We start from the raw sequence: 14,564 nt of genomic DNA, 5'->3' as shown, positions 1-14,564 counted from the left end.
CCCGGCCCTTCGGGCCACCCTCTTCCGCAAGCGGGAGAGGGTCATCGGTTTTGCGCTACGCGCGTTTTAGTGAGCCACGGCAGCCGCGCCGTGCTCGTCGATCAGTGCACCGGTGTGGAAACGATCGATGGAGAACGGCTTGGCCAGCGGGTGCATCTCCCCCTTGGCCAGGCTGGCGGCGAACACGTGGCCCGAGCCCGGCGTGGCCTTGAAGCCACCGGTACCCCAGCCGCAGTTGAAGAACAGGTTGTCCACCGGCGTCTTGGAGATGATCGGGCAGGCGTCCGGGCAGGTGTCCACGATGCCGCCCCACTGGCGGTTCATGCGCACCCGCGAAAGCACCGGGAACATCTCGACGATGGCCTGCAGGGTGTGTTCGATGGTCGGGTAGGAGCCACGCTGACCATAACCGTTGTAGCCGTCGATACCGGCACCGATGACCAGGTCGCCCTTGTCCGACTGGCTGATGTAGCCGTGCACGGCGTTGGACATGATCACGCTGTCGATGATCGGCTTGATCGGCTCGGATACCAGCGCCTGCAGCGGGTGGGATTCCAGCGGCAGGCGGAAACCGGCGAGCCCGGCCATGTGCCCGGAGTTACCGGCAGTGACTACGCCGACGCGCTTGGCGCCGATGAAGCCCTTGTTGGTCTCCACGCCGATCACCGCGCCGTTCTGCTTGCGGAAACCGATCACCTCGGTGTTCTGGATCAGGTCGACACCGGCCGCATCGGCCGCACGGGCATAGCCCCAGGCCACGGCATCGTGACGGGCCACGCCGCCGCGACGCTGCACGGTGGAGCCCATGATCGGGTAGCGGGTGTTCTTGCTGCAGTCCAGGTAGGGAATCTCCGCCTCGACCTGCCTGGCGTCGAGCAGCTCGCCATCCACGCCGTTGAGGCGGTTGGCACTGACGCGACGCTCGGCATCACGCATGTCCTGCAGGGTATGGCACAGGTTGTAGACACCGCGCTGGGAGAACATGACGTTGTAGTTCAGGTCCTGGGACAGGCCTTCCCACAGTTTCATCGCATGCTCGTAGAGATGCGCGGATTCGTCCCACAGGTAGTTGGAGCGCACGATGGTGGTGTTGCGCGCGGTGTTGCCGCCACCGAGCCAGCCTTTCTCGACCACCGCGACGTTCTTCACGCCGAACTCCTTGGCCAGGTAGTAGGCGGTGGCCAGGCCATGACCGCCACCGCCGACGATGACCACGTCGTACACCGGCTTGGGCGTCGGATTGCGCCACATGCGCTGCCAGTTCTCATGGTGGCTGAACGAGTGCTTGAACAGGCCGAAGCCGGAATAACGTTGCATGGGCATGCTCCAGTTTTTACTCCCCTCTCACGCTTGCGGGAGAGGGGCCGGGGGAGAGGGTCACTTGAAGTGGATCGCGCCTCATCGATCCACCGATAGCGGGCGGAAGGAGCAGCGCCTTCCACCCTGCGAATTACCGATACACCGGATAATCCGCGCACAGTGCGGCCACCTGCTTGGCAACCTGCGCCTCGACGTCGGCATCGCCGAGGTGGTCGAGGATGTCGCAGATCCAGCCCGCCAGCGCCTGGCACTGCGCGACCTTGAAGCCACGGGTGGTCACCGCCGGCGTGCCGATACGGATGCCGGAAGTGACGAACGGCGACTGCGGGTCGTTCGGCACGGCGTTCTTGTTCACGGTGATGCCGGCACGGCCCAGGGCCGCATCGGCCTCCTTGCCGGTCAGCCCCTGCTTGATCAGGCTGAGCAGGAACAGGTGGTTGTCGGTACCGCCGGAGACCACCTCGTAGCCACGCTCGACGAACACTTCGGCCATGGCCTGGGCGTTGTCGATCACCTGCTGCTGGTAGGCCTTGAAGCTCGGCTCCATGGCCTCCTTGAAGCACACCGCCTTGGCCGCGATGACGTGCATCAGCGGGCCACCCTGGGCACCGGGGAACACGGCGGAGTTGAGCTTCTTCTCGATCTCTTCGTTGGCCTTGGCCAGGATCAGGCCGCCACGCGGGCCGCGCAGGGTCTTGTGCGTGGTGGTGGTGACCACGTCGGCGAACGGAATCGGATTCGGGTACAGGCCGGCGGCCACCAGGCCGGCGACGTGGGCCATGTCGACGAACAGCAGGGCACCGACCTTGTCGGCGATGGCGCGAAAGCGCGGGAAGTCGAGGGTCTTGGAGTAGGCGGAGAAGCCGGCCACGATGATCTTCGGCTTGTGCTCCACGGCCAGGCGCTCGACCTCGTCGTAGTCGATCAGGCCGGTGGCCGGGTTCAGGCCGTACTGCACCGCGTTGTACAGCTTGCCCGAGGACGACACCTTGGCGCCGTGGGTCAGGTGACCGCCATGGGCCAGGCTCATGCCCAGGATGGTGTCACCGGCATTCAGCAGCGCCAGGTAGACGGCGCTGTTGGCCGAGGAACCGGAGTGTGGCTGGACGTTGGCGTAATCGGCGCCGAACAGTTCCTTGGCACGGTCGATGGCGAGTTGCTCGACCTTGTCGACGTACTCGCAGCCACCGTAGTAGCGCTTGCCCGGATAGCCTTCGGCGTACTTGTTGGTCAGGCCGCTGCCCTGCGCCTCCATGACACGCTGGCTGCAGTAGTTCTCCGAAGCGATCAGCTCGATGTGCTCTTCCTGACGGCGCTCTTCCTGATTGATGGCGGCGAGCAACGCGTCGTCGTAACCCTGGATCTGGTCCTGTTTGCTGAACATCTCGATTCTCCTGCGCGCCTGCTGGCGGCGGTCTTGGTCGGGCGGGCCGGCAGGCCCATTTGCAGCGATGGTAGGGCCGGCCCTGCCCCCTCAAATGCCTGCCAACGCCGCGAGAGCATTCGTTTGCGACATGCCTCTGTCGCAAACGGAAGCACCAACCAGGCGACGCCTCTTGCGCACAGAAAACGGGGATCGTTCGGTGGATAAGCGGTGCACAAGCGGGCGCAGGGCCGATGCCACGCGGGCTCCCGAAATCAGGTCATTTCCCGAGCAATATCAATAAGTTAACAACCAGAGACATACACAGAAGCAGTGGAACAGCCTGTGGAAAAGCTGTCCATACCAGGCCAGGGGCCGCGCAGAGCCTGACGTACGCTGAACTGATCGATATCCACCCAGGGCTGCGCGCGGGCGGAGTTGTCCACCTGCGACCAGGACGACAAGGGGAGGAACGCTGGGGATATGCACAGATTATGTGGATGAAGCTGTGCATAGACTGTTCGGTTAACGGCCCAGGCCAGTGCTGGCGGGGCTTACCGAGGCGAGAGCAAAAATCGAGCAGGATCAATGAGATAGCATCTGCTTGTGCACAAATACTGTGAGCAGTGCTGTGGGCTGTCTGTGGAAAACCGGCGCCAGGCCAGAGCCGATGCGGCTCCGGCGCAAGCGTGTGCTATTTGCTCAATGCGACTCAAGGCTTGAGCTTGCCGCTGCAGCTGCTGGACGCATTCACCAGACGCTGCTGCATGGCCTGATCAGGCGGCGACTGACGGCTCATGGCTTGCAGCTCGGCCTCGCTGAATTCCTGACTGACCTTGGTCGCGGCGCAGTCGCAATACGCCCTCAGCTGTGGCTCCTCGTAGCCTGCCGGGGCGCCCGCGATGCACTGCTGCACGAACTCGGTCTTGGCATTGTCGGACCACTCGGCGGCGGAGGCGGGTACGGCCACGACCAGTGGCAGCGCGATGGCGAGCAGGTGACGATAGGTCATATGAAACTCCTTCTCTTGATTGCGGAAGACGGGCCAGATGCCGCCCTCTGTAGTGGGAACACCATCCGCCGACACGAGTTCCCTCCCTGCGGCGAACAGTCATTCAGGATCCGACCCGGCAGTACGCATCGACACAACAAGTCGTCGCCGCCACGGACGTCCATCCCACCAGCCACGGAGTAAAGTGGTGGCTTTGCCGGCACCCTCGCCGGCTGCGACTCAGAAGGAACGCGCCAATGCCCGACAATGCCCAGCAATTCGCCAGCGACAACTATTCCGGCATCTGTCCCGAAGCCTGGGCAGCCATGGCCGAAGCCAACCTGGGCCACCAGCGCGCCTACGGCGATGACGAGTGGACGGCGCGCGCCGCCGATCACTTCCGCCGCCTGTTCGAGACCGACTGCGAGGTGTTCTTCGCCTTCAACGGCACAGCGGCCAACTCCCTGGCCCTGGCCTCGCTGTGCCAGAGCTACCACAGCGTGATCTGCTCGGAGACCGCGCACGTCGAGACCGACGAATGCGGCGCGCCGGAGTTCTTCTCCAACGGCTCCAAGCTGCTGCTGGCCCGGACCGACAACGGCAAGCTGACCCCGCAGGCGATTCGCGACGTGGCACTCAAGCGCCAGGACATCCACTACCCGAAACCGCGCGTGGTGACCCTCACCCAGGCCACCGAGGTCGGCACCGTTTACCGCCCCGAAGAGGTCCGCGCCATCAGCCAGACCTGCGAGGAACTCGGCCTGCACCTGCACATGGACGGTGCCCGCTTCTCCAACGCCTGCGCCTTCCTCGGCTGCAGCCCGGCGGAGCTGACCTGGAAAGCCGGCGTCGATGTGCTGTGCTTCGGCGGCACCAAGAACGGCATGGCCGTGGGCGAAGCCATCATCTTCTTCGACAAGGCCCTCGCCGAGGACTTCGACTACCGCTGCAAGCAGGCTGGCCAGCTGGCCTCGAAGATGCGCTACCTGTCGGCACCCTGGGTCGGCATCCTGCAGGACGACGCCTGGCTGAAGTATGCCAACCACGCCAACCACTGCGCGCAACTGCTGGCCACGCTGGTCGCCGACGTACCGGGCGTCAGCCTGATGTTCCCGGTGGAGGCCAACGGTGTGTTCCTGCAGCTGTCGGAACCCGCCATCGCCGCCCTGACCGCCCGCGGCTGGCGCTTCTACACCTTCATCGGCGCCGGCGGCGCACGCTTCATGTGCAGCTGGGATACCGACGAAGCCCGCGTGCGCCAGCTGGCCGCCGATATCCGCGAAGTGATGGGGGCCTGAGCAATCTGCCCTGGCTGAGCATGGCAGCGGCGCAACGCGCCCTTCCATGCCGCACCGGCTCTCTGGCTGCTCTCTCAGATAACGACATGCATCATGGAATGAGACCGAACCGGCCACGTAACGCCATGAGGCGTGTCGGTGGCAAACGAGTACCCGGCATGGACGCCTGCAAATAGGTTCTCGGCGATTTTCTGAGCAATCCAAATGACCGCAAACTGCTTCCGTAGCGTTTTACTGCCGATCCTGGCCCTCGTCTGCGTGTGTGACGGCTATGCGATGTCTCGACACCATGATGGTGACGCGCGTGCCTGGATACGTGACGAGGCGCTGTGCATCGGAGCCAGCGAAACCTATGAAGTGCCTGGCTTCTTTTCTCGCAACGCTCGCCTCGACCAGAATCAGGTGGAGCTGTATGCAGTACAGGTCAATCGACCGTCAGCGCAGGCATGGGAAGCCAGCCTGCCACCCGGCACCACGAGTTCCACCTTGCAGCTACGCCCCGACACCTGCATCGAGTATGGCCAGCCTGTTGCCTCCTTCGAGACCAGGGTCCCACCTCGTGCGCTTGAGCCGGGCATCTATGAGGTTCTGCTACAGGCTGGCGATCAGAAGCATCGACGAGCGTGGTTCTACAAGCGCTTCTGCTTGGTCGGTAGCGCCGGCAACTGGTCGGTGAGGAATGCCGAACGCCTGGAGGGCACGCATGAGTGGCGTTGCAGCCCACCGCAGACACCATGACGCAGAGCCACTGAAACCCGATGCGCCATGCCGCCGGCAGCTGCGTCAGTAATCGATCGCCACGTCGCCCTTCGGCACGCTGCAGCAGGACAGGATGTAGCCCTCGGCGACGTCTTCGTCGGTGATGCCGCCATTGTGCTCCATCTCCACCTCGCCCGAGGTCTTCATGACCTTGCAGGTGCCGCAGATCCCCATGCCGCAGGCCTTGGGAATGTGCAGGCCGAGCTTGGCCGCCGCCGCATGCACGGTTTCCCCCGGCGCCACCCGGATGCTCTTGCCGGTACTGGAGAACTCCACCTGATTGAGCTCGCCGACCGGCACTTCCGGCGCGTCGGCCGCCTCGGCGGCCAGCTCCTTGACCTCGGCACGAATCTCCGGCGGCGTCGGCCCGAACGCCTCCTCGTGGTAGCGGCTCATGTCGTAGCCCGCCGCCTCGAGCAGGCGCTTGACCGCACCCATGTAGGGGGTCGGGCCGCAGCAGAAGATTTCCCGCTCCAGGTAGTCCGGCGCCATCAGCTCCAGCATCGCCTTGTTCAGGTAGCCGCGATAGCCCGCCCAGGACTCGCCCAGGCCATGCTTCTCGCAAATCACATGCAGGCTGAAGTTGTTGATCCGCGCGGCCATGTGCTCCAGCTCGCGCTGGTAGATGATGTCCTTCGGCGAGCGCGCGCTGTGCACGAACACCATGTCGACATTGGCGTTGGTGTCGTAGAACCAGCGCGCCATCGACATCACCGGCGTGATGCCGACCCCACCGGACAGGAACAGCACCTTGTCCGCCGGGAAGTCGATGGCGTTGAACAGCCCCACCGGCCCGTGCACCGGCACCTCGTCGCCTTCCTTGAGGTTGTCGTGCAGCCAGTTGGAAACCCGGCCGCCCGGCACCCGCTTGATGGTGATGGAGAAGCTGTAGGGCACCGACGGCGAGCTGGAGATGGTGTAGGAGCGCATGATCGGCTGCCCCTCGATCTCCAGTTCCAGGGTGACGAACTGCCCGGGCTTGAAGAAGAACAGCACCGGCTGATCGGCCATGAAGCAGAAGGTGCGCACGTCCCAGGTTTCCTGAATGACCTTGACGCAGCGCACCATGTGGCGGCCATTGGTCCAGGTCTGGGTAGTCACCGGATTGAGGAAGGCGTTGGCGGTCATGAACGACTCTCCACAGGGCCGGACATCGGCCTAATTGCAGCGGATTGTGCGAAAGGCTGGCGGACGTCATTTATCCACCAGCGACATCCGCATGCTTATCGCGACCTGCCCCATTGCACGGGGCTCGGCGCGTCGGAAACGCATCCGACCATGTCGCCCATGGATAAGGATTCGGCGCGGGCCGGATCCACACTCCGCCTCACCAAGCATGCGTGCCCAGAGCAGGCAGCAGCGACCGCTCGACACCTTGCGGCACAACCGTAACAGCCACTATTTCCGGCAGGTGCCAGGCACCCGCCAATGAGGAGTCATCATGGACTGCACCCAAAACCTGAGCCTGGGCGACCCGCTGGAGCCCGTCCGCAAGGCGACCGCACAGATGCTCAACGAGCGCGACCACAGCTTCTCGCTGCCACAGCCCTTCTACAACGACGAGCGCCTGTTCCAGGTCGACATGCAGGAGATCTTCCACAAGGAATGGCTGATCGCCGGCATGACCTGCGAAATCCCGACCAAGGGCAACTTCCTCACCCTGCAGATCGGCGACAACCCGGTCATCGTCCTGCGCGGCAATGACGGTCAGGTGCATGCCTTCCACAACGTCTGCCGCCATCGCGGCTCGCGCCTGTGCGTCAGCGACAAGGGCAAGGTCGCCAAGCTGGTCTGCCCCTACCACCAGTGGACCTACGAACTGGACGGCCGCCTGCTGTTCGCCGGCACCGAGATGGGCGAAGGCTTCAACCTCGCCGACTACAGCCTCAAGCCGGTCGCCTGCAAGACCGCCGGTGGCTACATCTTCATCTCCCTGGCGGAAAACCCGCCAGCCATCGACGAGTTCCTCGCGACCCTGACGCACTACATGGAACCCTACGACATGGAGAACACCAAGGTGGCCGTGCAGACCACCCTGATGGAGAAGGCCAACTGGAAGCTGGTGCTCGAGAACAACCGCGAGTGCTACCACTGCAACGGCTCGCACCCCGAACTGCTCAACACCCTGCTGGAGTGGGACGACGTCACCGACCCGCGCGCCAGCCAGGCGTTCAAGGATCAGGTCGCCGAGTGCACCACCCGCTGGGACAAGGACAACATCCCCTACGCTCACGCCAGCTTCGGCCTGCGCAACCGCATCGTGCGCATGCCGCTGCTCAAGGGCACCGTATCCATGACCATGGATGGCAAGCAGGGCTGCAAGAAGCTGATGGGCCGCATCACCGACCCGGACCTCGGCTCGATGCGCATCCTGCACCTGCCACATTCGTGGAACCACTGCATGGGCGATCACATGATCGTCTTCACCGTGTGGCCGATCAGCGCCCAGGAAACCATGGTCACCACCAAGTGGCTGGTACACAAGGATGCCGTGGAAGGCGTCGACTATGACGTCGCCCGCCTGCGCCAGGTATGGGACGCCACCAACGACCAGGACCGTCGCCTGGCCGAGGAAAACCAGCGCGGCATCAACTCCACCGCCTACCAGCCCGGCCCCTACTCGAAGACCTACGAGTTCGGCGTGATCAACTTCATCGACTGGTACAGCGAGCGCATGCTCAACAACCTCGGCGACACCCCGGCACAGTCGCTGCGCCAGGTGGCGGGCGAGTGATGACGCTCAGCCTGCTGCTGTTGATCGGACTGACGGCCTACGGGCTGCTGGCCTGTCGACCGCAGCGCGGCTGAGGCAGATACGCAAAACCCCGGCTCCGCAAGGAGGCCGGGGTTTTCTTTTGCCGCACGGCGCGCGATGCCCGATGAGCGCCACACAATGAAAAGCCCCGCCAGATCGCTCTGGCGGGGCTTTCCCTTGCAACTTGCAGCGTGCTGCTGGTAGCTGCCGTCAGACCTTGGCGCGTTCGAAACGCTTGCGGTCGTTCTCGTTCAGGTACTTCTTGCGCAGACGGATCGACTTCGGCGTCACTTCCACCAGCTCGTCGTCGGCGATGAATTCCAGCGCCTGCTCGAGGGTGAACTTGATCGGCGGCACCAGGGCGATGACTTCGTCCTTGCCGGAAGCACGCATGTTGTCGAGCTTCTTGCCCTTGGTGGGGTTGATCACCAGGTCGTTGTCACGGCTGTTGATACCGGCCAGCTGACCTTCGTAGATTTCCTGGCCCGGCTCGAGGAACAGCTTGCCGCGCGCCTGCAGGGTTTCCAGCGAGTAGGTCAGCGCGGTGCCGGTGGCCATGGAGACCAGTACACCGTTCTGACGGTTGGACACTTCACCGGCCTTGATCGCGCCGTAGTGGCTGAAGGTCGAGGTCAGGATGCCGCTGCCCGAGGTCAGGGTCAGGAAGTTGTTACGGAAGCCGATCAGGCCACGTGCCGGGATGGTGTACTCCAGGCGGATACGACCCTTGCCGTCGGGGATCATGTTGGTCAGATCGCCCTTGCGCAGGCCCATCTGCTCCATCACCGAACCCTGATGCTGCTCTTCGATGTCGATGGTGACGTTCTCGTACGGCTCCTGCTTGTCGCCGGCCTCGTTCTCGATGATCACCACTTCCGGACGACCAACGGCCAGTTCGAAGCCTTCACGGCGCATGGTTTCGATCAGTACCGACAGGTGCAGTTCACCACGGCCGGAGACCTTGAACTTCTCAGGAGTCTCGCCCGGCTCGACACGCAGCGCCACGTTGTGCAGCAGCTCCTTGTCCAGCCGGTCCTTGATGTTGCGGCTGGTGACGAACTTGCCTTCCTTGCCGGCGAACGGCGAGTCGTTGACCTGGAAGGTCATGCTCACGGTCGGCTGGTCGACGGTCAGCGGCGGCAGGGCCTCGACGTTGTTCTGGTCGCACAGGGTGTCGGAGATGAACAGCTCGTCCATGCCCGATACGCAGACGATGTCGCCCGCAGTGGCTTCCTGCACTTCGACGCGCTGCAGACCGGAGTGACCCATGATCTTCAGGATGCGGCCGTTGCGCTTCTTGCCGTCGGCGCCGATGGCGGTCACCGGGCTGTTGGCCTTGATGGTGCCGCGGGCGATGCGGCCGATACCGATCACGCCGAGGAAGCTGTTGTAGTCCAGCTGGGAGATCTGCATCTGGAACGGACCAGTGGCATCGACGACCGGTGCCGGCACGTGGTCGACGATGGCCTGGAACAGGGCGTCCATGTTGTCGTCCATGTTCTCGTGATCCATGCCGGCGATGCCGTTCAGGGCCGAGGCGTAGACGATGGGGAAGTCCAGCTGCTCGTCGGTGGCGCCGAGGTTGTCGAACAGGTCGAAGATCTGGTCGATGACCCAGTCAGGACGCGCGCCCGGACGGTCGATCTTGTTGACCACGACGATCGGACGCAGACCGGCCTTGAACGCCTTCTGGGTCACGAAGCGGGTCTGCGGCATCGGGCCGTCCTGAGCGTCGACCACCAGCAGCACGGAGTCGACCATGCTCATCACACGCTCCACTTCACCGCCGAAGTCGGCGTGTCCGGGGGTGTCGACGATGTTGATGTTGTAGTCGCCCCACTTCAGTGCGGTGTTCTTCGCCAGAATGGTGATGCCGCGCTCTTTCTCCTGGTCGTTGGAGTCCATCACGCGCTCGTTTTCCGCTTCTTTGCGGTCGAGGGTGCCGGACAGACGCAGCAGTTTGTCGACGAGGGTGGTTTTGCCATGGTCAACGTGGGCGATGATGGCGATGTTGCGCAGATTTTCGATCACTGTGTGTATCTCGATCAGAGGATTCGGTGTGTCGCCCAGCCTGGACGACGAATATGAAGAAAAGGGGATCAGCGCCCGAGGTCGGGAGGGCGATGGCGGATACTCCCGCCATTGAGCCCCGGCGTTCTATGCCGGACGATAAACGCGCACATTGGCATGCCCCTCGCTCAGCAGGTGGTGGGCATGCAGGCGACTCATCACGCCCTTGTCGCAATACAGCAGGTACTGGCGATTCTCATCCAGTTCCTTGAATTTGTTGTTCAGCGCATAGAAGGGCAGCGCCTGCACTTCGACGCCGGGCACCTCGAGCGGCTCGTCTTCGGCGGCATCGGGATGGCGGATGTCGATGACGATCTGTCCGGCCAGCGCCTCGGAAACGGTCTCGACCTGCACATCCTTGCCCAGCTCGTCGATCACCCGATCGATCGGCAGCTGGGTCGCGCGCTCCAGGGCACGCTCGAGAATGGCCATGTCGAACTGCGCTTCTTCCTTCTCCACGCGGTAACCACGCGCCTTGGTGGTCGGGTTGACCGAGATCACCCCGCAGTACTCGGGCATGTTCTTGGCGAACTCGGCGGTGCCGATCTGCGTGGCGGTATCGATGATGTCCTGCTTGTGGCTGGCGATCAGCGGGCGCATCACCAGCATGTCGGTGGCCGAGTCTATCACCGCCAGGTTGGTCAGCGTCTGGCTGGACACCTGGCTGATCGCCTCGCCGGTCACCAGCGCCTCGATATCCAGACGCTCGGCCACGCGGGTCGCGGCACGCAGCATCATGCGCTTGAGGATCACGCCCATCTGGCTGTTGTCGACCTTGGAGAGAATCTCGCCGACCACCTCTTCGAACGGCACGCTGATGAACAGCACGCGCTGCGAGCGGCCGAACTTCTGCCAGATATAGTGCGCAACCTCCATCACGCCCAGCTCATGGGCACGACCGCCGAGGTTGAAGAAGCAGAAGTGGCTGACCAGGCCGCGGCGCATCATCTGATAAGCCGCCACGGTGGAATCGAAGCCGCCACTCATCAGCACCAGGGTCTGCTCCAGCGAGCCCAGCGGATAGCCGCCCAGACCTTCGTGGCGATGGTGCACCACGAACAGGCGCTGGTCGCGGATCTCCATGCGCACTTCGACTTCCGGCTTCTTCAGGTCGATACCGGCGGCAGCGCACTCCTGACGCAGTCGGCTGCCGACATGGCGCTCGACATCGATGGAGCTGAACGCATGCTTGCCGCCGCGCTTGCAACGCACGGCGAAGATCTTGCCCGGCAACTGGTCGGCGTAGTGGCGCTTGCAGTGCTCGGTGATCTCGTCGAGGTCACCCAGCGGGTACTCGTTGACTTCCAGGAACAGACCGATGCCCGGCGTGTTGCGCAGGCGTTCGGTCATCTCGGCGAGCAGGCGCGGATCGTCCAGGTCGGTCTCGACCTCCAGGTTGTCCCACACACCGGTCACCCGCAGTGCGGGGTCGAGGTCGCGCAGCACGGCACGGATGTTCTTCCCCAACTGGCGGATGAACTGCTTGCGCACCGGGCGACTCTTGATGGTGATTTCAGGGAAAACTTTGACGATCAGTTTCATGGATAAGGCGCCCGCTCGAGGCGACGAAAAAACAGGGGCGCGGATTATAGCGGAAATTGCTCAAGCTTTGACCAAAAATACTGCAACGAACACTGCGCGCACCAAAATCGTGCATAGCCATAATTTACAGCCCCATATCAGTGCAAATATTCCCAGGAAAATTCCGCGCAGCCGGCGCCATGCCTGAGTTTCCAGGCTTCTGCCCAATACAGGGCACTGGCATGCAATTTGCTCCCTTGTGAGGCAGGTCGCCCTGACGGACTATCCCGCCGGGCTTCACCGTACATTCGAGGCTCATAGATAGGAGCCTTTTCCACCTGGAGGACAACATGTCTAAGGCTGTTCAACTGATCAAAGAACACGACGTGAAGTGGGTAGACCTGCGCTTCACCGACACCAAGGGCAAGCAGCACCACGTGACCATGCCGGCCCGTGACGCCCTGGACGAAGATTTCTTCGAGCACGGCAAGATGTTCGACGGCTCGTCCATCCATGGCTGGAAAGGCATCGAAGCCTCCGACATGATCCTGATGCCGGTCGACGAGACCGCCGTACTGGATCCGTTCACCGAAGAACCGACCCTGATCCTGGTCTGCGACATCATCGAGCCGAGCACCATGCAGGGCTATGACCGCGACCCGCGTTCCATCGCCAAGCGCGCCGAAGAGTTCCTGAAGTCCACCGGCATCGGCGACACCGTATTCGTCGGCCCGGAGCCCGAGTTCTTCATCTTCGACGAAGTCAAGTTCAAGTCCGACATCTCCGGCTCGATGTTCAAGATCTACTCCGAGCAAGGTTCCTGGATGACCGACGGCGACGTCGAAGGCGGCAACAAGGGCCACCGCCCGGCCGTCAAGGGCGGTTACTTCCCGGTTCCGCCGTGCGACCACGACCACGAAATCCGTACCGCCATGTGCAACGCCATGGAAGAGATGGGCCTGGTCGTCGAAGTGCACCACCACGAAGTGGCCACTGCCGGTCAGAACGAAATCGGCGTGAAGTTCAACACCCTGGTCAACAAGGCTGACGAAGTTCAGACCCTGAAGTACTGCGTGCACAACGTGGCCGACGCCTACGGCAAGACCGCCACCTTCATGCCGAAGCCGCTGTACGGCGACAACGGCTCGGGCATGCACGTGCACATGTCGATCTCCAAGGACGGCAAGAACACCTTCTCCGGCGAAGGCTATGCCGGCCTGTCCGAGACCGCCCTGTACTTCATCGGCGGCATCATCAAGCACGGTAAGGCCCTGAACGGCTTCACCAACCCGTCGACCAACTCCTACAAGCGCCTGGTTCCGGGCTTCGAAGCACCGGTCATGCTGGCCTACTCGGCTCGCAACCGCTCCGCCTCGATCCGTATCCCGTACGTCGCCAGCCCGAAAGCCCGCCGCATCGAAGCGCGCTTCCCGGACCCGGCTGCCAACCCGTACCTGGCCTTCGCCGCTCTGCTGATGGCCGGTCTGGACGGTATCCAGAACAAGATCCACCCGGGCGATGCCGCTGACAAGAACCTCTACGATCTGCCGCCGGAAGAAGGCAAGCTGATCCCGCAGGTTTGCGGCAGCCTGAAAGAAGCCCTGGAAGAGCTGGACAAGGGCCGCGCGTTCCTGACCAAGGGCGGCGTGTTCTCCGACGACTTCATCGATGCCTACATCGAGCTGAAGAGCGAAGAAGAAATCAAGGTACGTACCTTCGTACACCCGCTGGAATACGACCTGTACTACAGCGTCTAAGCCAGTGCCGCGCCGCCTTCGGGTGGCGCGTTCGAAAGCCCCGCCCGGCCCTGCCAGGCGGGGCTTTTTTCATTTCAGAGGCAGACGCGGCGCAGCTGATTTAGGGCCGGGCATCACAGCCACGACGCCCTGCGCTTGCCAGGAATCCTCAGCAGTGCAAGGCTTAGCGCATCATCCGCGGAAGGATCGGCCCATGCGCCCGTTACTCGCCTGCCTGTTGCTCGCCCTGGCCCTGCCGGCCAGCGCGCAGATCTACAAATACACCGACGCCAACGGCAACACGGTGTTCACCAATCAGCCACCGGAAGGCACGCCCAGCGAGAGCGTCACCCTGCCGCGCACCAACACGGTCGACATGAAGACGCCGAACGTCCCGGCCGACCAGAAGCACGACAGCGACACCAGCCAGAGCGCAGCGCCCTACTCCGCGCTGAGCCTGCAGGGCATTCCTGACGAAGAGGCAATGCGCGCCAACAACGGCACCTTCATCGTCAGCGTGAACATCCAGCCACGCCTGCAAGCCGGCCACCGCCTGCGCCTGATTCTGGACGGCGAGCCCTACGGCCAGGCGAGCAATGTCCCGAGCCTGCAACTGACCAACCTCGACCGTGGCGAGCACAGCCTGGCCGTCGCGGTGATGGCCGGCGATCGCATCGTCCAGCAGAGCGCGACGGAGACCTTCACCGTGCAGCGCATCAGCGTCAACAGCCCGGCGCGTGGCGCGCCGTGA

General features: G+C 63.3%; 12 protein-coding genes. 6 read left to right on the top strand and 6 right to left on the bottom strand.

What is annotated here, in order from left to right; translation table 11 throughout:
* Window positions 1-66: 66 nt before the first annotated feature.
* The 3 genes from E4487_RS03330 to E4487_RS03320 all read right to left on the bottom strand — a co-directional run bounded on the left by E4487_RS03330 (window position 67) and on the right by E4487_RS03320 (window position 3,695).
* Window positions 67-1,317, bottom strand: a complete 1,251-nt coding sequence (locus tag E4487_RS03330; RefSeq protein ID WP_037056274.1) for a sarcosine oxidase subunit beta family protein — start codon at window positions 1,315-1,317, stop codon at window positions 67-69.
* A gap of 133 nt (window positions 1,318-1,450) precedes the next feature.
* Window positions 1,451-2,704 carry a serine hydroxymethyltransferase gene (gene glyA, locus E4487_RS03325; RefSeq protein WP_134676433.1) on the bottom strand — a complete coding sequence of 418 codons (1,254 nt, stop codon included), beginning with the start codon at window positions 2,702-2,704 and terminating at the stop codon, window positions 1,451-1,453.
* Between the two features lie 691 nt (window positions 2,705-3,395).
* Window positions 3,396-3,695: a hypothetical protein gene (locus E4487_RS03320; RefSeq protein ID WP_037056501.1), complete on the bottom strand. Its 300-nt coding sequence runs from the start codon at window positions 3,693-3,695 to the stop codon at window positions 3,396-3,398.
* A 236-nt stretch (window positions 3,696-3,931) separates the two neighbouring features.
* Between E4487_RS03320 and E4487_RS03315 the strand changes: the two genes are divergently transcribed.
* Both E4487_RS03315 and E4487_RS03310 read left to right on the top strand, forming a co-directional pair.
* Window positions 3,932-4,972, top strand: coding sequence for a low specificity L-threonine aldolase (locus E4487_RS03315; RefSeq protein ID WP_175252707.1), 1,041 nt, complete (start codon window positions 3,932-3,934; stop codon window positions 4,970-4,972).
* Between the two features lie 204 nt (window positions 4,973-5,176).
* Window positions 5,177-5,710: a hypothetical protein gene (locus tag E4487_RS03310; protein ID WP_257229328.1), complete on the top strand. Its 534-nt coding sequence runs from the start codon at window positions 5,177-5,179 to the stop codon at window positions 5,708-5,710.
* Window positions 5,711-5,755: 45 nt separating this feature from the next.
* On the opposite strand, the gene gbcB is transcribed toward E4487_RS03310, so the two are convergent.
* A complete protein-coding gene (gene gbcB, locus E4487_RS03305) occupies window positions 5,756-6,859 on the bottom strand; it encodes a glycine-betaine demethylase subunit GbcB (RefSeq protein ID WP_037056505.1) in 1,104 nt (367 codons plus the stop codon).
* Between the two features lie 313 nt (window positions 6,860-7,172).
* Here gbcB and gbcA point away from each other — a divergent pair, with 313 nt between their 5' ends.
* A complete protein-coding gene (gene gbcA, locus E4487_RS03300) occupies window positions 7,173-8,465 on the top strand; it encodes a glycine-betaine demethylase subunit GbcA (protein WP_037056507.1) in 1,293 nt (430 codons plus the stop codon).
* 231 nt (window positions 8,466-8,696) lie between these two features.
* Here the strand turns inward: gbcA and typA are convergent, their stop codons facing one another.
* The gene (typA, locus tag E4487_RS03295; RefSeq protein WP_037056512.1) at window positions 8,697-10,517 is read right to left on the bottom strand and encodes a translational GTPase TypA; all 1,821 of its coding nucleotides are present in this window, start codon (window positions 10,515-10,517) and stop codon (window positions 8,697-8,699) included.
* Between the two features lie 126 nt (window positions 10,518-10,643).
* The gene (gene thiI, locus E4487_RS03290) at window positions 10,644-12,098 is read right to left on the bottom strand and encodes a tRNA uracil 4-sulfurtransferase ThiI (RefSeq protein ID WP_175252706.1); all 1,455 of its coding nucleotides are present in this window, start codon (window positions 12,096-12,098) and stop codon (window positions 10,644-10,646) included.
* On the opposite strand from thiI, the gene E4487_RS03285 reads away from it, so the two are divergent.
* The 3 genes from E4487_RS03285 to E4487_RS03275 all read left to right on the top strand — a co-directional run bounded on the left by E4487_RS03285 (window position 12,097) and on the right by E4487_RS03275 (window position 14,564).
* Complete coding sequence (locus E4487_RS03285; RefSeq protein ID WP_175252705.1) at window positions 12,097-12,285, top strand: hypothetical protein; 189 nt, start codon at window positions 12,097-12,099, stop codon at window positions 12,283-12,285. The two genes, thiI and E4487_RS03285, sit on opposite strands and share 2 nt — an antisense overlap.
* Window positions 12,286-12,427: 142 nt before the next feature.
* Entirely contained in the window at window positions 12,428-13,834 is a 1,407-nt protein-coding gene (gene glnA, locus E4487_RS03280) for a glutamate--ammonia ligase (protein ID WP_037056518.1), read from the top strand.
* A gap of 193 nt (window positions 13,835-14,027) precedes the next feature.
* Window positions 14,028-14,564 carry a DUF4124 domain-containing protein gene (locus tag E4487_RS03275; protein ID WP_134676429.1) on the top strand — a complete coding sequence of 179 codons (537 nt, stop codon included), beginning with the start codon at window positions 14,028-14,030 and terminating at the stop codon, window positions 14,562-14,564.

This window comes from Pseudomonas sp. BMW13 (assembly GCF_013357275.1).
Lineage (GTDB): Bacteria > Pseudomonadota > Gammaproteobacteria > Pseudomonadales > Pseudomonadaceae > Aquipseudomonas > Aquipseudomonas khazarica.
This window is presented reverse-complemented; position numbering and strand designations above follow the sequence as displayed.